This is a genomic window from Streptodolium elevatio (assembly GCF_040649515.1).
Classification (GTDB): domain Bacteria; phylum Actinomycetota; class Actinomycetes; order Streptomycetales; family Streptomycetaceae; genus Yinghuangia; species Yinghuangia elevatio.
The window spans coordinates 38,467-54,721 of sequence record NZ_JBEZFP010000052.1 but is presented as its reverse complement, the minus strand read 5'-3'; the positions used below and the strand labels follow the sequence as shown (position 1 = coordinate 54,721).

Annotated in this window: 16 protein-coding genes and 1 pseudogene; 11 read left to right on the top strand and 6 right to left on the bottom strand. The window is 72.6% G+C overall.

Features of this window, described 5'->3' with window-relative positions; translation table 11 throughout:
• Together AB0C36_RS43260 and AB0C36_RS20655 are read right to left on the bottom strand one after the other, a co-directional pair.
• Positions 1-93 (bottom strand): annotated as a pseudogene (locus AB0C36_RS43260) (response regulator); the annotation flags it as partial.
• Complete coding sequence (locus tag AB0C36_RS20655; RefSeq protein WP_435839083.1) at positions 94-696, bottom strand: amidohydrolase family protein; 603 nt, start codon at positions 694-696, stop codon at positions 94-96.
• Positions 697-801: 105 nt separating this feature from the next.
• Between AB0C36_RS20655 and AB0C36_RS20650 the strand changes: the two genes are divergently transcribed.
• The 4 genes from AB0C36_RS20650 to AB0C36_RS20635 all read left to right on the top strand — a co-directional run bounded on the left by AB0C36_RS20650 (position 802) and on the right by AB0C36_RS20635 (position 3,930).
• On the top strand, positions 802-1,425 hold the full coding sequence (locus AB0C36_RS20650; protein ID WP_358356035.1) for a TetR/AcrR family transcriptional regulator: 624 nt from the start codon (positions 802-804) through the stop codon (positions 1,423-1,425).
• 168 nt (positions 1,426-1,593) lie between these two features.
• Positions 1,594-2,193: a nitroreductase/quinone reductase family protein gene (locus AB0C36_RS20645; protein ID WP_358356033.1), complete on the top strand. Its 600-nt coding sequence runs from the start codon at positions 1,594-1,596 to the stop codon at positions 2,191-2,193.
• A 190-nt stretch (positions 2,194-2,383) separates the two neighbouring features.
• Complete coding sequence (locus AB0C36_RS20640; protein WP_358356031.1) at positions 2,384-2,833, top strand: hypothetical protein; 450 nt, start codon at positions 2,384-2,386, stop codon at positions 2,831-2,833.
• A 242-nt stretch (positions 2,834-3,075) separates the two neighbouring features.
• A complete protein-coding gene (locus AB0C36_RS20635; RefSeq protein WP_358356030.1) occupies positions 3,076-3,930 on the top strand; it encodes an alpha/beta hydrolase fold domain-containing protein in 855 nt (284 codons plus the stop codon).
• Positions 3,931-4,014: 84 nt separating this feature from the next.
• Here AB0C36_RS20635 and AB0C36_RS20630 read toward each other — a convergent pair whose 3' ends face one another.
• A complete protein-coding gene (locus tag AB0C36_RS20630; RefSeq protein ID WP_358356028.1) occupies positions 4,015-4,218 on the bottom strand; it encodes a cold-shock protein in 204 nt (67 codons plus the stop codon).
• A gap of 201 nt (positions 4,219-4,419) precedes the next feature.
• The gene (locus AB0C36_RS20625; protein WP_358356026.1) at positions 4,420-5,457 is read right to left on the bottom strand and encodes a hypothetical protein; all 1,038 of its coding nucleotides are present in this window, start codon (positions 5,455-5,457) and stop codon (positions 4,420-4,422) included.
• A 392-nt stretch (positions 5,458-5,849) separates the two neighbouring features.
• On the opposite strand from AB0C36_RS20625, the gene AB0C36_RS20620 reads away from it, so the two are divergent.
• The 5 genes from AB0C36_RS20620 to AB0C36_RS20600 all read left to right on the top strand — a co-directional run bounded on the left by AB0C36_RS20620 (position 5,850) and on the right by AB0C36_RS20600 (position 10,273).
• Positions 5,850-6,650: a TIGR03084 family metal-binding protein gene (locus tag AB0C36_RS20620; RefSeq protein WP_358356025.1), complete on the top strand. Its 801-nt coding sequence runs from the start codon at positions 5,850-5,852 to the stop codon at positions 6,648-6,650.
• 219 nt (positions 6,651-6,869) lie between these two features.
• Positions 6,870-7,679 (top strand): maleylpyruvate isomerase family mycothiol-dependent enzyme, encoded by an 810-nt coding sequence (locus AB0C36_RS20615; protein ID WP_358356023.1) that lies wholly within the window; start codon positions 6,870-6,872, stop codon positions 7,677-7,679.
• A 122-nt stretch (positions 7,680-7,801) separates the two neighbouring features.
• Positions 7,802-8,488 carry an aminoacyl-tRNA hydrolase gene (locus AB0C36_RS20610; protein ID WP_358356021.1) on the top strand — a complete coding sequence of 229 codons (687 nt, stop codon included), beginning with the start codon at positions 7,802-7,804 and terminating at the stop codon, positions 8,486-8,488.
• Positions 8,489-8,822: 334 nt separating this feature from the next.
• Positions 8,823-9,200 carry an STAS domain-containing protein gene (locus AB0C36_RS20605; protein ID WP_358356019.1) on the top strand — a complete coding sequence of 126 codons (378 nt, stop codon included), beginning with the start codon at positions 8,823-8,825 and terminating at the stop codon, positions 9,198-9,200.
• Between the two features lie 158 nt (positions 9,201-9,358).
• Positions 9,359-10,273: an NAD-dependent epimerase/dehydratase family protein gene (locus tag AB0C36_RS20600; RefSeq protein ID WP_358356017.1), complete on the top strand. Its 915-nt coding sequence runs from the start codon at positions 9,359-9,361 to the stop codon at positions 10,271-10,273.
• Between the two features lie 48 nt (positions 10,274-10,321).
• Here AB0C36_RS20600 and AB0C36_RS20595 read toward each other — a convergent pair whose 3' ends face one another.
• The gene (locus AB0C36_RS20595) at positions 10,322-11,521 is read right to left on the bottom strand and encodes a phytanoyl-CoA dioxygenase family protein (protein ID WP_358356015.1); all 1,200 of its coding nucleotides are present in this window, start codon (positions 11,519-11,521) and stop codon (positions 10,322-10,324) included.
• Positions 11,522-11,952: 431 nt separating this feature from the next.
• On the opposite strand from AB0C36_RS20595, the gene AB0C36_RS20590 reads away from it, so the two are divergent.
• Positions 11,953-13,359 (top strand): peptidoglycan-binding protein, encoded by a 1,407-nt coding sequence (locus AB0C36_RS20590; protein WP_358356013.1) that lies wholly within the window; start codon positions 11,953-11,955, stop codon positions 13,357-13,359.
• Positions 13,360-13,569: 210 nt separating this feature from the next.
• A complete protein-coding gene (locus AB0C36_RS20585) occupies positions 13,570-15,075 on the top strand; it encodes an SPFH domain-containing protein (RefSeq protein ID WP_358356012.1) in 1,506 nt (501 codons plus the stop codon).
• 138 nt (positions 15,076-15,213) lie between these two features.
• Here AB0C36_RS20585 and AB0C36_RS20580 read toward each other — a convergent pair whose 3' ends face one another.
• Positions 15,214-16,182: a winged helix-turn-helix transcriptional regulator gene (locus AB0C36_RS20580; RefSeq protein WP_358356010.1), complete on the bottom strand. Its 969-nt coding sequence runs from the start codon at positions 16,180-16,182 to the stop codon at positions 15,214-15,216.
• Positions 16,183-16,255: the final 73 nt, after the last annotated feature.

The following is a 16,255-nucleotide window of genomic DNA, read 5'->3' as shown; positions in this document are numbered from 1 at the left end:
GGTGTGGTGCGGCCCGTGGTTGATGGCGGTCAGGAAGATGATCGGGATGTCCCGGGTCTTCTCGCGCCGCTTGATGTGCGCGGCTGTCTCGAATCAGTCGAAGACGTTCGTCGACATGCCGATGGCCCCGTGTGCGAGGGACTCGTCGAGGAGCGCGGCCATCTCGGCGATCTCCCCGGGCGTCGCGGCGCGCTCCCACGCGGCCTCGGCACCCATGACGGTCGTACGCAGGGTGAGGTGGCCCACGAAGCCGGCGACGTTGACGGTCGTCTTCTGGTCCTCGCACGCGCGGCGGTACTCCGGCCAGCGCTCCCAGGTCCACGGCACGTGGGTGGTGAAGGCGTCCAGCGGCAGGTCCTCGAGGAAGGTGAAGAGGTCGAGGACCGGGCCGCGCGCCTCCTTCTGGAGCGGGGCCACGGACATGCCGCAGTTGCCGAAGACGACGGTGGTCGTGCCGTACGCGGGCAGCGGGTCGAGGTCGGGGTTCCACCACATCGCGCCGTCGACGTGGGTGTGCGCCTCGATGAAGCCGGGGGAGACGTACGCCCCGGTCGCGTCGATCTCGCGCTCGCCGCGCGGCTCCAGGTCGGGGCCGACCTCGGCGATGACGCCGTCGGTGATGCGGACGTCGGCGCGGACGGCGGGTGCGCCCGTGCCGTCGACGACGGTTCCTCCACGTACCAGCAGATCGGCCACGGCCGTCTCCTTGCTGTCGGAAATGCTCAGGTAGTTATGATGCAGGTTGTAATTTAACTAGGTGAACTAGTCAAGGGAACCATCGCGCTGGAAGAATCCCGGACCGTGCCGACCCCCACCTCCGCAGCGCGCCGCCCGGTCGGCGGCCGCCCCCGCGACCCGCAGATCGACGCCGCGATCCTGACCGCCGTGCGCGAACTGCTGGCGGAGGAGGGGTATGGGCGGCTCAGCTTCGAGACCGTCGCGCGCCGCGCGGGAGTGACCCGGCCGACCATCTACCGGCGCTGGTCGTCCAAACCGCAGCTGGTGCACGAGGCGGTCTTCCCGGCGCGCAGCGACTCCGCCGTGCTGATCCCGGACACCGGGGACTTCGCGGCGGACGTGCGGCGGATGATCACGGACACGGTCGCGTCGTACGCCCGCCCGGAGGCCCGCGCCGCACTGCCCGGCCTGCTCACCGACCTCAGCCAGGACCCGAGGTTGCGCGCGGAGGTGATCGACGGGCTGGAGAACCGGGTGCGCGAGCAGTTCCGCGCGCTGGTGCGGGCGGCGTGCGAGCGGGGGGCGGTGCGTGCGGACGCCGACGCGGACGTCCTGTTCGACGCGGTCCTCGGTGCGGTCTTCACGCGTGCGGTGGCGCACTACGACATCGACATTCCGGCGGGCTTCGTGGACACCCTGACGGCGCTGGTGGTCGACGGCGTGGCAGCCCGCGCAGGCGACCGCTGACGCTGTCGGCCGAACGCCGAACGCCGAACGCCGGACGCCGAACGCCGGACGCCGAACGCCGGACGCCGGACGCCGGTCGGCCGAGGCTGCGGATACGGCCGCGGGGGCGGGCGCCGGGGGCTACTGTCCTGTCCGTAGCCGGAGCAGGCACGGCGTGAGGAGTGCGCGATGTCGTCCGAGAAGAAGCCGAAGTCCCCGCGCTTGCCGCCGCGTTGGTTCATCCGGACGGCGTGGTGCGTGCACCGCGGCCTGTACCGGGTCTTCCGCGGCCGCATCGGCTTGTGGCGACCGGACGACGAGGCCGACAAGTGGGGCACCCTGCGGCTGACCACCACCGGGCGGCGTACCGGACGGCAGCGCAGCGTCATCGTCGGGTACTTCGAGGACGGCCCGAACCTGGTCACCCTCGCCATGAACGGCTGGGGCGCGGCCGAGCCCGCCTGGTGGCTCAACCTGCTTGCGGATCCCGACGCGACCCTCGAACTCGTGGACGGGACGCGGCTCGTACGCGCCCGCGCAGCCACCGGCGACGAACGGGAACGGCTGTGGTCGCGCTGGCGTGAGGTCACCGAACACCTCGACACCTTCGCGGCGCGACGGCCTTCGGAGACCGCGGTGGTGGTTCTGGAGCCGCGTCCCGCCGACACTGCGGACGGCGGGTCCGGCGGCGGGTCAGAGGGCAGGCCCGAGGGCAGGTCAGAGGGCAGGTCCGAGGGCGGGCTCGACGGTGGGTCCGGCGGCGGTTCCGCCCCTGGCCCCGCCGCGTAGCCGGACTTCCGTCGTCGGCTGCGTCCTCCCTGGTCCGCGCATTGCGGCCACCCCGCCGGTCGTCAGGCCGTGTGCGTTTGCCGCCGCCGCGCGGGCATGGGCTGCGGGCGTGCGGGTAGCCGCGCAGCGTCCGAGAGAGCGTCGTACCCGTCGCCAGGAGCCGCGGGAACCGTCCGAGGGAGCGCTGCAGATGATCCGCCGCCGCCACGACCACGACGACGTGTCCGAGGAGAACGCCGGGCAAAACGCCGGGCAAAACGCCGGGCGCGACGCCGAAGGCACCCAGGATGCGGTGGTGTCGGACGGCTCCGACCTGCCTGCCGAGGCCCGCGCCGATGTGGCGGGCTCCGGGTACCCCGGATCGACCCCGGCGGAGAAGCAGGCGGCAGCCCGCGACGAACGCCGTCTCGCCACCGACGGATCCGCCGCGGTGGACCGGGCGGTCGGTCGGGGCGACACCGAGACGGCCGACGACTCGGGCCCTCGGGCGTCAGATGCCAGGGGCGCACGTTCGGGGGGCGATTCCGACAGCGCCGAAGCGGACGCCGCGGATATCACGGATACCGCGGATCTCGCGGACACCGAGACCCGGGAGTTGCTGACCGGCGAACCCCCGCCGAACCGTCGCAGTGCGCCCTGACGAATCGTCAGCACGGCGGCTGCGAGCCCCGGTCGGCCGGGCAGGGTATCTGCACCGACCCTGGCCACCGGCGCGTTGTCCACAGCTCGGCGACCACGACCCGGCTCTTCCACACGCTGGCCCCCGCCCCTCAAAACCTTGCGCCATCCGTGCCACGATGCGATGCAAGCCGGTGATCACGGGGTCACCGCAGGCACGGCAGGCCGCACGACGCGGGCTGCGGACGCAAGGGAGGCCGCCTCATGGGGCTCGACGCATGGAACCTGCCGGGGGAGCGCGAGGGACGGCCGGCACCCGACGACCTCGCCGAGCGCCGCAAGGCGATCTCCGCGATCCCGCAGCAGGTCGAGCCGGGCACCACGGTGTCCCAGGAGGTTTTCGGGGGCGTGCCCTCGCTCGTCGTCGCCGTGCCCGATCCGGTGCGCACCGTCTTCTACCTGCACGGCGGCGGATATCGGCTGGGCGAGGCGGCGGGGTGGACCGGCTTCGCGTCCCGGTTGGCCGCGGCCGCCGATGCGCGCATTGTGCTGGTCGACTACCGGCTCTCGCCGGAGGCGCCGTTCCCGGGAGCGCTGCGCGACGCCGCGTCCGCGTACGACGCCGTGCTTGCCGCGTTCGGCCCGGTCACCGTCGGCGGCGACTCGGCGGGGGGTGGCCTCGCGGCGGCCCTTGCCCTGGCGATCCGGGACGCCGGACGGCCGGCGCCGGTCGCGCTGATGCTGCTCTCCCCGTGGCTCGACCAGACCTTCGAGTCGGGAGCGTATGCGCGCAGTGGCGCGACGGACCAGCTCTTCGGCCTGGAGGCGGCTCGCACCGGTTCGGATCTCTACCTCCAGGGCCACGACCCGCGCGATCCCCTGGTGTCCCCGGTCCTGGCGGATCTCGCGGGCCTGCCTGCGACGCTGCTCTTCGCGGGCGGCTCGGAAGTGCTGCTGGACGACGCGACGCAGTTCGCCCAGCGGGCCGCCGCGGCCAGGGTCAGCGTCGAGGCCCACTTCGTCGCCGGCATGCAGCATGTGTGGCCCACGGTGTTCCCCGACCTGCCGGAGTCGATACGTGCGCTCGCCACGATGGCCCGCTTCCTGCGCGACAACTGAGCGGCCCACAAAGCCGGTTCAAGGCGGGTGCGGCCCCTGCGTGCTTCCCCACACGACAGGGACCGCCTCTCGCAAGCGGTGCCGCTACGCGGCGGTGACGTTCTCGGCCTGGGGCCCCTTGGCCCCCTGGGCGATGTCGAAGGAGACGCGCTGGTTCTCCTGGAGTTCGCGGTAGCCGGTGGCGTTGATCGCGGAGTAGTGCACGAACACGTCGGCTCCGCCGCCGTCCTGGCTGATGAAGCCGAAGCCCTTCTCCGCGTTGAACCACTTCACGGTGCCTGTCGCCATCGACCGGTCCCCTTCGATCACGTCTCGGGCACCTGCTTGGTGCCCGCCGGCCCTTCTGCGGCCCGGCGATCAAGGGCCTGCCCACTGCGCACGCCCCGCAATCACCCGAATGCGCGCGGGAGTACGGACCGAGCCGCCGGGACAGCGCCGTACGGCGTCGTGACGTCGCCATGAAAGCGTCACCGAGGCGTCACCCAGGCGTCACCGAGAGGGTGGGGCGATCTCGGCGAACCAGGCGCGGGCCTGGTCTTCGGGCAGCACGCCCTCCAGGGTCAGTTCGCCGGCGACGCGGGCGAAGAGGCGCCCGGCGTTCCACGCGTACCGTTCGCGCGGCGGGTCGAGCACCACGAGCCGTGTGCCGCCCACGAATTCGATGTCGTCGGGGCAGCCGTCGAGCAGCACCGCGGTGCCGTCGGCGTTCGTGAGTGCGAACTCGGCGTAGGCGGAGACGGTCGGGGGAGCGGTGCCGGGGCCGTACGGCCCGTTCCGTGCCAGGCTGACGGCTGCCGGGTCGGGAGCGGTGCCGGGCAGGTGGCCGCCGCCGACGAGGATGTCGGCGAGCAGCGTGGACAGTTGGCGGTTGCAGCCCAGCCCGCTCATCCGCATGCGGTACGCGCTGCCGGTCGGTCGGTGCAGCACGAGGATCGGTTCGTCGTCGACCATGCGGACGATGTGGCGCAGCGACACGAGCCCGCTGTGCCACACGAGGGCGACCCGCTCGGCCTCGGCCCGGAACTGCGCACGCGCGGTGAGTTCGTCGCGCACCGGGCGGTGCGAGAGCATCGCCACAGTGGCCAACTCCCACTGCTGGACCTGCCACCAGGCGATGAGGCTCAGCAGGACGTCCTCGCCCGCGTCGGCCCCGCCCACCCGATCGATGACCTCGGCCGGGATGTCGACGGACGCCGGAACGGGCAGCGCGCCACCGCCTGCCGCGGACCACGCCGCCGGGAAGTCGGCGGCCTTGCGCAGGTTGTCGCGTGCCCGGTCGAGGATGTCCGGCGCGCAGGCGGCGGGATCCGCACCGAGTTCCACGCAGGCCCCGATGATCACCGAGAGCAAGCCTTCGTGAACCATCGGCACGTACGGCAGGAATCCGGTCAGCCGCGGGACCGCCGCGGAGGCGTCGTCGCGGTCGGTGAGCGGCAGCGCGGTGAGAAGCGCGTTGACGGCGGCGGCGACCTTGGCGACGTCGGGCGGATTCAACGCTTCGTCGAGTTGGGCGACGGCCGATTTCATCGGGCGAGGCTCGAAATTCATCCGGGGACCGTACCGGTCACCGATGGCGATGCGAAATGCCTTGCAGGTCAGTGGGGTTGAAAGCGACCGCGGGGGGCGCAAGGGAACGGGGCGAACGCTTGTGGCGGAGGCATGGAACCCGCGCAGGATCGGGTCTGGCAGAGAGGCCGGGAGCGGCGGGACGCTACCGGCAGGAGCAGGAGCAGGAGCAGGAGCAGGAGCAGGAGCAGGAGCAGGAGCACGGGCAGAGACAGAGGCAGGGGCTGGACGCCGAGGCCCGGGCTCGGCGGTCGGGCCGAGGGGGCCGTCGGTGGGGCTGTCGGTCTGGGATGGGGTTGCGGCATGCTTGACTTTGTCAGGGAAGTGCACGTCCGGTCTGAGGAGGCACGCGCGTGGCATCCAGTGAAGGCACCGACGTATTCGAGGACTTGCGCACCGAAGGCAATGTGCTCTTCGCCCTGGTCGCGGATCTGGACGACGAGCAGTGGTCGTTGCCCACCTCCGCTCCGGGGTGGACGATCGCCGACCAGATCGGCCATCTGGCCTCGACCGACGAGATGGCGATCATGGCGGCACGTGACCCCGACGCCTTCCGGGCGGCGGTGCCGGCCGTGGTCGCGGCGCTGGCGACCGGGCTCGACGGCATGTCGGGTCGGCGCGACGAGGAGAAGGGCGCGGAACTGCTGGACCGCTGGCGCGCCGGTCGCGAGGGTGTGGTCGCGGCGCTCCAGGGCCATCCGCCGGGCACCCGGTTCCCGTGGTTCGGCCCGCCTATGAGCCCCGCGGGGATCGCGACCGGCCGTCTCATGGAGACCTGGGCGCACGGCGGCGACGTCGCGGACGCATTGGGCGTACGACGCGAACCGACGGCGCGCGTACGCCACATCGTGCGCCTTGGCGTCCACGCCCGTGACCACGCGTTCGCCACCCACGGACTCGCCGCCCCCGACGTGGAGTTCCGCGTCGAGTTGGTCGGCCCGGACGGCGGCAGGTGGGAGTTCGGGCCACCGGACGCACCGCAGAGGGTCACCGGGCCGGGCTACGACTTCGCCCTCCTCGCGACCCGCCGCGTACACCGGCAGGACACGGCACTGACGGCCGACGGGCCGGATGCCGACCGATGGCTCGACATCGCCCAGGCGTACGTGGGGGCGCCGGGGGAGGGGCGGGCACCGGGGTCGCGGCGTACCTGACCGCCTATGGAGCCTGGCGATGCGCCGCTCGCGGCCCTGATGCCCTGATGCCCTGATGCAGTGGCTGATGCGCTTGCCGAACCGAACCGAACCCGACCCGAACCGCACCGCACCGACCCGAACCGAGCCGCCGCTTCGACGCCGTGGCCGACATCGTCCCACCCGTCTTGTGGGCGTGGCGCCCGGCCGTACCCGCCGTCGCGTGGCACGCTGCCGTCCATGGACCTGGTGGCGCGGTTCCGGGGCGAAGTCGCCCTGTTCGAGGCGGCGGTACGGCAGGCGGCGGCCGAGCCGGAGGCACCGCCGGTGCCCTCCTGCCCGGGGTGGACGGTCTCCGATTTGGTCCTGCACCTGGGCGAGGTGCACCGCGTGGTGGAAGCGGTGCTACGCACCCGGCTGACCGACCCGCCGCAGGGCACCGATCCGGGTTTCGGGCTCCCGGCCGAGCGGCAGGGGTGGCCGGAACCCGGCGGCGGGCCGACGGCGGGGCCGGTCCCGGCCGCGCTGGTCGAGTGGTTCGCCGACGGCGCGCGGCTGTTGGGCGACAGGTTCGCGAAGACCGACCCGGCGACGCGGGTCTGGACATGGGCTCCCGAGCAGAGCGCGGGCTTCTGGCTGCGCATGCAGGCCATCGAGGCCGCCGTGCACCGCTGGGACGCCGAACTCTCGGTCGGTGAGCCGGGTCCGATGGACCGGTCGTTGGCATGCGACGCGGTGGCGCAGACCTTCGAGGTCATGGCCCCGGGGCGGCGCGAGAGGCTGCCCGCGTCGGAGGGGGCGGGCGAGACGTACCGCTTGGCCGCGACGGACGGTCCGGAGTCGTGGACGGTGCGGTTCTCGGGCGCGGATGTCGAGTACCCCGCCCGAGGAGGGAAGGCGGGCGAAGCGGCCGCGGCGGACGTGGAACTACGCGGCTCCGCCTCGGACTTGATGCTGTACCTGTGGGGCAGGGTGCCCCTGGACCGTCTGGCCGTCGCGGGTGACCGGAGTGTCGCCGAACGGTACTTCGTGCTCGTCCCTCCGGTGTGAGCAGACCGCGGTCGGGCCGGGACGGTCCCGGTGGCGGTCAGGCGGGACCGGTGGCGGCGCGCCCGCTCGCGACGCGGCCGGGCTTGCGCCCGTCGTAGTTCCCGGTGCGGCATGATCATGGGGTGAGTCCAGCCGTTGACAGGGACACCGTCCCGCAGTTCGTCCTCCCCCTCGTGGTGCGCATCGAGCGCGAGGCCCCGCCGACGCGTACCGCCGCCCTGGAGGCCGCCGCCCGCGGCGTGCTGGCCTTCCTCGCCGACGAGCGGTCCACCGAGGGGGAGTGGGCCGAGCGCGTCACGGCGTGGACCGACGGCCGCATCCGCAAGGTGGTACGTCGGGCGCGCGGAGCCGAATGGCGGCGCGCCTCCGCGCTGGACGGCATCACGCTGGAGCACGAAGGCGCCGAGGTACGCGTCTTCCCGCCCGTTCCGCTCGACGCGTGGCCCAAGGAACTCGCCCGGCTCCAGGTCTCCGGCACCGAACTCGACGACCCGGAGCCGCCGCTCGCCCCCGCCCGCGGGATCCCGGTGCTGTGGTTCAACCCGGGCCTCGAGATGAGCGCCGGAAAGGCGATGGCACAGGCCGGTCACGGTGCGCAGTTGGCCTGGATGCGACTGGACGCGGAGGCCCGCAAGCGCTGGGCGGCGGACGGCTTCCGCCTCGCGGTGCGTAGCGCTCCCGTCACGGCGTGGCCGGCGCTCACCGACTCCGGGCTGCCGCTGGTCCGCGACGCGGGGTTCACCGAGATCGCGCCGGGCTCCTGCACGGTGGTGGCCGATTTGCCGGAATTGCGGCTGCGGGGCGCCTGATTCGCCGTCGGCCGGCCGTGCGGCCGGGGCCGGTCGCGGTCATCCGGGACGCTCGGATCCGGGCCACGCGCGGCCACCCGACACGCCGGGCAGGGCAGGGCGCGACGTATCCTGACTCCACGTCACATTGCTTGGCGACACCCGCATTTGCATTGCCGCGGTGACAAACTCGGCCAACAAACGAGACCGTGGCGTGACCGTGCCGCCTACGCCACGTCATCCACTGAGGACTACGGTGGATCGCGGCCGGGTCTCCCGCCCGGCCCCGCGCCGCGCGGCCTTGGAAGCGGTCCGCACGGGCGGTGCCCGCCTGCCGACCAGGGAGCGCCCGCGAGTGAACCTTCAGGTGACCACCGAGGACCGCCAAGGCTGGACCGTGCTTTTCGTCGCCGGGGAGGTCGACTTCGCCGTCGTCCCGGAGCTGGGGGAACACGTGAGACGGGCGGTGGCCCAGGGGCGCCACCACCTGATCCTGGAACTCACCGAGGTCGTCTTCTGCGACTCGACCGGGATCGGCGCACTGGTGGGGGCCAGGCGGTTGCTGCGCTCGTGCTCGGGCCAGTTGCGGCTGGTGATGCCGGAGAGCGGCGAGCACCACGTGAACCGCGTGTTCACGGCGCTCGGCCTGCGGAGGCTGTTCGACGTGCACCCCGACCTCGACGAGGCGCTGGCCGCCGACGACCCGCGCGAGCGCGCCGCCGAAGCCGGCTGAAGTGAAGCGGCCTGAAGGGGCCGGAAGCGGGCTGTAGCGTACGGGAATCCGCGCGCGACGAGGGCGCATCCTACGCGTGTTCCTGATCATTGCCCCGGTCAAGTGTCTGCGCTACGTTGCGGCCCAATACCCGTAGTTGTTGCGCAGGAGGGCTTGGCATGGCACTCGAAGGCTCCAAGATCGTCGTCACCGGGGTCACCGGCCAGGTGGCCGAGCCGGTCGCCAAGCTCCTCGCACGCGACAACGAGGTGTACGGCGCGGCGCGCTTCAACGACGACGAGTCCCGCGCGCGCCTGGAGGCCGCCGGAGTCAACTGCGTCAAGATCGACCTGGCCGCCGGCGACGTCGCGGCCCTGCCCGCCGACGCCGACTACGTGGTCAACTTCGCGGTCGCGAAGAGCGGTGACTGGGGCGCCGACCTGGACGGCAACGCCGGCGGCGTGCTCTGGCTCATGGACCACCTGCGCGGTGCGCGCGCGTTCCTGCACTGCTCGTCGACGGCGGTCTACCAGCCCAACGGGCACCGCACGTTCAAGGAGTCGGACGCGCTGGGCGACAACCACCGCGTGTGGTCGTTCCTGGAGACGTACAGCATCTGCAAGATCGCCGCGGAAGGCGCGGCGCGCTGGGGGGCGGCCAAGTACCAGCTGCCGACGACCATCGCGCGCCTGAGCGTCCCGTACGGCGAGAACGGCGGCTGGCCGGCCATCCACCTCGAGATGATGATCGCCGGAGCGCCGGTCCAGGTGCACAGCGACACCCCGAGCGTGTACCACCCCATCCACGAAGAGGACATCGTCGCCTCGCTGCCCAAGCTGCTCGCCGCGGCGTCCACGCCCGCGACGGTGGTCAACTGGGGCGGCAGCGAGGCGGTCAGCATCGAGGAGTGGTGCACCTACCTCGGTGAACTGACCGGCCTTCAGCCGGAGTTCGAGGAGACTGACCAGACCATCAGCAGCGTCGCACTCGACGTCACCCGCATGCACGAGATCATCGGCACGACCGACGTGCACTGGAAGGACGGCATGCGCCGCATGGTCGAGAAGTTCCACCCGGAGCTGCTCAAGAACTGACCGCGGCTCGCGAACCGACCGCGGCCGCGGTGCTCGCGGCCGCGGTGCTCAGCGGCCGAGGCCCGCGTCCAGTTGGTCCGCGCTGCGGCTGCGGATCAGGTCGTTGACCGCGAGCCCGGGACCGACGTTCTCGAAGAGGGACGGCGGGTGGTACGTCACGTACATCGTGCGCCGCCCGCCGACCCCGGTCGGGGCCGGCGACGCGTGCAGGACGTCGGCGATGTGCACGGTGACGTCGCCCGGATCCGTCGGGATCAGCATGTACGGCAGGTCCGCCAGGTCCCCCTGGTCCGGCGGCGGGCAGGTCTTCCCGTGTGTGCCCGCGACCGCCTCCAGGCACCCGGTCTCCGGCGACGACCCGGTCAGCTGCACGCCGATCGCCACCGACGGGCACATGATGTGGTGGCCGCCGAGCCCGCAGTCGGTGTGCCACGGGATGTTCGCCAGCCCCTTGAGCCGCCCCGGCGGCTTGAGCAGCACGCCCACGCCCTCCATGCGGTCGGTGGACGCCGCGAGGTCGTCGTGCAGCAGCGACGACAGGCGCAGCATGCGCGGATCCCGCGCGAGTTCCGCGATCAGCGGCGAGCGCTCGCTCGCGTAGACCAGGCGGCACAGGACGTCCTCGCCGTCCTCGGTGGCGGCCCACCACGACCGGTCGTCGCCGACGCGGGCGTCCGCCGCGAGCCGGTCGACCTCGGCGTTGAAGGCGGCGACCTCGTCGGCGGTGAAGACTCCGCGTACCCGCATCACACCGGTCGCGTCGAAGAACGCGGCCAGGTCGGCGTCCGAGTCGGCGAGCGTCCAGGCGCGTTCCAGGTCGACCGATCGCCCGGCGGCGTCGGTGGGCGGGGCGCCGGTGGGCTGGTAGATCGGGACGCCCATGTAGAGCGCGCGCAGCGCGGGCTCCCAGGCGAACAGGTCGAGGACGGTTCCGTCCCGGACCGCGACCTCGCCCGCGATGGCCAGCGCCGCTCCGGTGCGCATCTGGGTGACGAAGTCGGTCCACGCGCCGGGTGACATCAGGCAGGTGCAGGTGCAGGCGTCGGCGGCGCCGGCCTCCGCCGCGGGATCGACCCGCAGGCGTCCGTCCACCGCACGGTACGTCCACGCCGCCTCGCCGACCACCAGCGTCAGCGGGCGCAGCCCCGCGAGGCCGGTCGCGGCGAGCAGTCCCCGCTCGCCGGCGAGCAGCCCGGGCACGATGTCGCGGTGGTACGTCTCCGCGTCGATCCAGTCGCGCGTGTGCATTCTGTGCCCCTCCCCGCAGGTGACATCGGGCGCAGTATGCCGTGCCTGACGAACTGTCACCAGCCCCTCAGGCACGGGCCTGCGCGTGCTTTGACGGCGCTTTGCGGACCGCGTTGCCAGGCTCTCGTCCACCGGAGCTTCTTTCGGTGGCGAGCGACGGCCGAGCCGGGCGGGCGTACGAGTGGATACCTCGTCGGCACGGCGCCACGCCCGTCACCCGTACCGCGGTGACTCGTTCCCCGTGTGTGCCGATTGAGCCCCTTCGCTGCCCCTCCACCCGTGGTACGTAGGGCTGTTCGGGTGATTCGAGGTTTACCGGGCCCGGGTCAATTGATGTCCGAATTGGTACGAATGGGCGTGACTTGTGTGATTAATGGTGTTCAATCGTGTTGATCATCCAAGTCACTGGTACAACGGCGAGGCAGGTGCGCATGGAAGCCCCCGTATTCGACGATATCGCCGACCCGTCCTGCACGTGCCTTGCGTGTGTCGCGACGCGTCGGCAGGAGGCCATGGCCCTGCGCTCCGGCGGCAGTCCGGCGCGTCGCGCGCGTCGCACCGCCGCGACCGTCGTCACCGCCGGCTTCGTCGCGGCAGGCGTCGCACCCGCCGCCGCTCGCGCCCTCGACCCGGACAAGAGCCTCGACGACCAGGGACCCCGCCAGCCCCTCGCCGACACGCTCGTCGACCAGGAGCAACTCCCCCCGCACGCACCCGACCCGGCCGTCTGGGAGGGCACCTACGACTCACCGCAGGGCGAGCCCGGCCCACTGCGCCTCGGCTCCTCGGGCGGCAAGAGCGTCGCCCCCGTCCTCGCCACGCCCGCCCGCACCGGCCTCGCGACCGTGACGCGCGAGCAGATAATCGAGCGGGCCCAATCGTGGACCGACGTGGCCGTGCCGTACAGCCAGTCCGCCTACCGCGGGGGCTACCGCACCGACTGCTCCGGATTTGTCTCGATGGCCTGGGGGCTCGCCGAGAACGCGTGGACCGGCAACCTCGCCGACTACGCCGCGCCCATCGCCAAGGGCGACCTCAAGCCGGGCGACATCCTGCTCTTCCACAACGCGGCCAACCCGGTGCGCGGTTCGCACGTCGTCATCTTCGAGCGGTGGACCGATGCGTCGCGCGGCAGCTATGTCGGCTACGAGCAGACGCAGCCGGGCACCAAGCACCGCACCATCCCGTACGCGTACTTCAACTACTCGTCGAGCTACAAGGCGTACCGCTACAAGAACGTGGTCGAAGGGGACGCCGGGACCGGCAGCGGGGGCGGTACGACCACCCCCGCCACGACCCCGTTCCCGGGTGCGCAGTACTTCGGGCCTGGGAAGTCCAACGCGTACATCACCCAACTCGGCAAGGCCCTCGTCGCGAAGGGGTTCGGCAGTTACTACCGCGAGGGGCCCGGCCCGTCGTGGGGTACGGCCGACCAGCGGGCGACGTCCGCGTTCCAGCGTGCGCAGGGCTGGACCGGCGCCGACGCCGACGGAATACCCGGACGTGAGACGTGGGCGCGCCTCATGGCCGGACTCGGCGGCGGAACGGGAGGTGGAGCCGGCGGCGGCAACCCCGCTCCGCCGCCCACGACTCCCGGCGCGACCGCGTTCCCGGGCGCGCAGTACTTCGGGCCCGGGAAGTCCAACGCGTACATCACGCAGCTCGGCCAGGCACTGGTCCGCAAGGGGTACGGCAGTTACTACCGCGAGGGGCCCGGCCCGTCGTGGGGTACGGCCGACCAGCAGGCCACGGCCGCGTTCCAGCGCGCGCAGGGCTGGACCGGCGCCGACGCCGACGGAATACCGGGCAAGGACACCTGGGCCCTGCTCATGCGGTGACGTCACAACACCGGTGTCGCGGCACCGAAGTCGCGGCACCGAAGTCGTGGCACCGAAGTCGTGCGGCAAAGTCCCGGCACCGAAGTTCCGGCACTGGCGTCCCGGCATCGGCACCCCACTGCTGACGCACCATCACCAGAACCACTAGGCGGCGGCCCGAGGCTCCGCCGCCACCGGACCGGCGTCGACGGCGACGCGTGAGGAGCACAGGTGACACGCGAAGACTCGACAGGGGAATGGACGGGGCCAGGAGGCCGCCGCAGGCTCGGCACAGGCGTCGGCAGCGTCACGGGCACGGGGTTCGCAACCGGCGCCGGTACGAGCGCCGGAACCGGAACCAGCACCGGAACCGGTACCGAATACACCACCGAGGCCGGTTCCGGAACGGGCCCGAGCCGCGGCGCCGCGCCGGTGATCGTGACCGTCCTGGACCGCGCCGGCAGCTCCGGCGGAACGCCGTTGGACGGCCGCGTCCTGGACACCGCCGAGATCCGTGCGCTGTCCGCCGCCGGCTTGGGCTCGGCGACGGCGAGCCCCGTGGGCACCGCAGCCGACGCCGCGATGCCGTACGCGCCGCAACGTGACCCGCTCGACCCGCTGGAACGGGGCAAGGACATGGCCACCAAGAGCACCCGCACGCAGACCGACGCGGCCGTCGCCCCGGTCCCGGCCGGCAAGTCCGCGGCACCGGCCACACCGGCGACCACGACCACGGCGACCGCGACCTTCGGTGACGCGCACTTCGTCGCCGCCCCCGAGGGCCCGTCCCCCTCCCTCACCCGCGTACGATTCCCCCGCGCCGACCAGGAGCTCCGCGAACGCCCGGCGTTCGTCCTGCCCGGCTGGCTCGCAGGCACGGCCCTGCTCGCATCCGTGTGCGGCGTCGTGTGGGCGGTCGCGGCGTCCGGCCACATCGACTCGCGGCTGCCCGACCAACTCCGCGGCAGCGCACTCCTGGACGTCTCGGAACCGGTCGCCGTCGCCGCGGGCGCCTGCGCGGCGGTCCTCGGCCTGGTGCTCCTGCTCGGCATGTTCGTCGTGCCGGCCGGTTCCGTACGCGTCATGAGCCGGTTCGGCCGCTACAAGGGCACGGTCCGGCGCACCGGCCTCGTGTGGGCGGTGCCCCTCCGGCGGCGCCGCAAGGTCGACGCCCGCCTGCGCCACTGGCGCAGCCGCCCCATGGACCTGACCGACCGTCAGGGCACCCCGCTCCAGGTCATGGTCCTGGTGGTGTGGCAGGTCCGGGACACCGCGCGCGCCAAGTTCGCGGTACGCGACCACGAGCAGTACCTCCGGCAGCAGATCGAGGCGGCGGTGAGCGCGGTCACCGCGAGCCTGCCGTGCGACAGCTTCACCCGCGGCGCCGCGTCCCTGCGCGACACCGAGCACGTCAACGACGAGATGACCCGGCGCCTGTCCGGTGCGATGACCGCGGCCGGCGTCCAGGTCTTCTCCGCCCAGGCGCTGCACATCGACTACGCGCCGCAGGTCGCCGAGTCGATGCTGCGCCGCCGCATCGCCGCCCTCGACGCCTCGACCCGCACCGCCGTACTGGACGACGTCGTCGACACCGTCTCCCAGGCCGTCGACCAGTTCACCCGCCGCGCGCTCGTACGCCTCGACGAGGACGGCCGCACCGACTTCATCCGCGACCTCACCGTCGCCATGTACACCGCCCGCGGCAACACCGGCCCCGCCCCCTCCGCCCGCGACTGACCCCCGCACACTCGCCCCGCCCGACGGCTTCACGAGCCTCGCGGCTTGACGTCATCACGGCTTCCACCCTCAGATCCTCACGCCCACAGGTCCTCGCGGCTGAATGGGTCGAGGCCCGTCCGCCGGCCCTGCTCACGGTCAGGTGGGTTCTGGGGGCGGGGTGAGGGTGAGGGTGGTCAGTTCGCCGTTGCAGGCGTTGCAGGTCCAGCGGGGGAGGAGGTCGGCGCCGCAGGCGCGGTGGGTGATGTGTACGCCGGGGCGGCCGTCCTGGTGGAACCAGCGGGCGGCCCAGGCGATGAGGAAGGCGAAGGTCGGGAAGAAGTCGTGGCCCTTGGGGGTGAGTCGGTAGCCGTGTCGCCGACCGCCGTCGCGTAGGGGTGTCCGGTCCAGGATGCCCTGGTCGGTGAGCAGGGTCAGGCGCGTGGTCACGGTGTGCGGCGCGGTGTCGTGCAGCAGCGCCTGGAAGTCGCCGAAGCGGCGGTGGCCGAGGAGCGCGGCGGCGAGCAGCGATGTGGAGGTGCGGTCGGCGAGCACCGCCGCCCCCGCCACGGGCGCGTCCGGGGCGGGGGCGGAGCCGTTGTGCGGCGCGGTGCCGTCGCGTCCGCCGACCGAGGCCGAACGGTGGTAGCGGCGGCGCGGGTTGGTCGAGGCGAAGGGCACCGATCTGTCGACGGAGGCGGTTGTGTCCCGCGCGCTGAGGCCGATCGCGCCGCACGCGCCGCAGCCGAACACCGGGTCCGTACGGTTGCCGCACGCCGCGTGGGTCAGCGCGCCGCGCAGCCGGAGGGCCGAGCCGGGCGCCCAGCGCCGGTCCCACGCGTGCAGTGCCGCCAGCGCGGGCCACAGTTCCTCGCCCGACGGCGTCAGGCGGTACTCGTGGCGCGGGGGCGAGGCGTGGTACTCGTGCGCCTCGAGGAGCCCGTCCGCCGCCAGGTCGCGCAGCCGCCGGGTCAGCACCGGGTCCGAGATGCCCAGGCGCGTCCGCAGGTCGCCGAAGCGCGCGGGGCCCTCGGTGAGCAGCGTGCGGACGATGAGCAGGTTCCACAGGTCGCCCATCACGAGCAGCCCGTGCCCGAGCGAGGTGGGAGCCGGAGCAGTCACTTTCACTCTGGAAGTATCCCGATTGACGAAGTACCGTCGCAAGCGCACGTCGCACGCCGCACCACCCGGATGTCCCGAT

Bases quoted from the DNA above. Each gene is read 5' to 3' on its own strand.
- AB0C36_RS20630 (WP_358356028.1), bottom strand. From the start codon at position 4,218: ATGGCGACAGGCACCGTGAAGTGGTTCAACGCGGAGAAGGGCTTCGGC.
- AB0C36_RS20600 (WP_358356017.1), top strand. From the start codon at position 9,359: ATGGCACTCGAAGGCTCCAAGATCGTCGTCACCGGGGTCACCGGCCAG.
- AB0C36_RS20640 (WP_358356031.1), top strand. From the start codon at position 2,384: ATGATCCGCCGCCGCCACGACCACGACGACGTGTCCGAGGAGAACGCC.
- AB0C36_RS20635 (WP_358356030.1), top strand. From the start codon at position 3,076: ATGGGGCTCGACGCATGGAACCTGCCGGGGGAGCGCGAGGGACGGCCG.
- AB0C36_RS20615 (WP_358356023.1), top strand. From the start codon at position 6,870: ATGGACCTGGTGGCGCGGTTCCGGGGCGAAGTCGCCCTGTTCGAGGCG.
- AB0C36_RS20590 (WP_358356013.1), top strand. From the start codon at position 11,953: ATGGAAGCCCCCGTATTCGACGATATCGCCGACCCGTCCTGCACGTGC.
- AB0C36_RS20625 (WP_358356026.1), bottom strand. From the start codon at position 5,457: ATGAAATCGGCCGTCGCCCAACTCGACGAAGCGTTGAATCCGCCCGAC.
- AB0C36_RS20595 (WP_358356015.1), bottom strand. From the start codon at position 11,521: ATGCACACGCGCGACTGGATCGACGCGGAGACGTACCACCGCGACATC.
- AB0C36_RS20645 (WP_358356033.1), top strand. From the start codon at position 1,594: ATGTCGTCCGAGAAGAAGCCGAAGTCCCCGCGCTTGCCGCCGCGTTGG.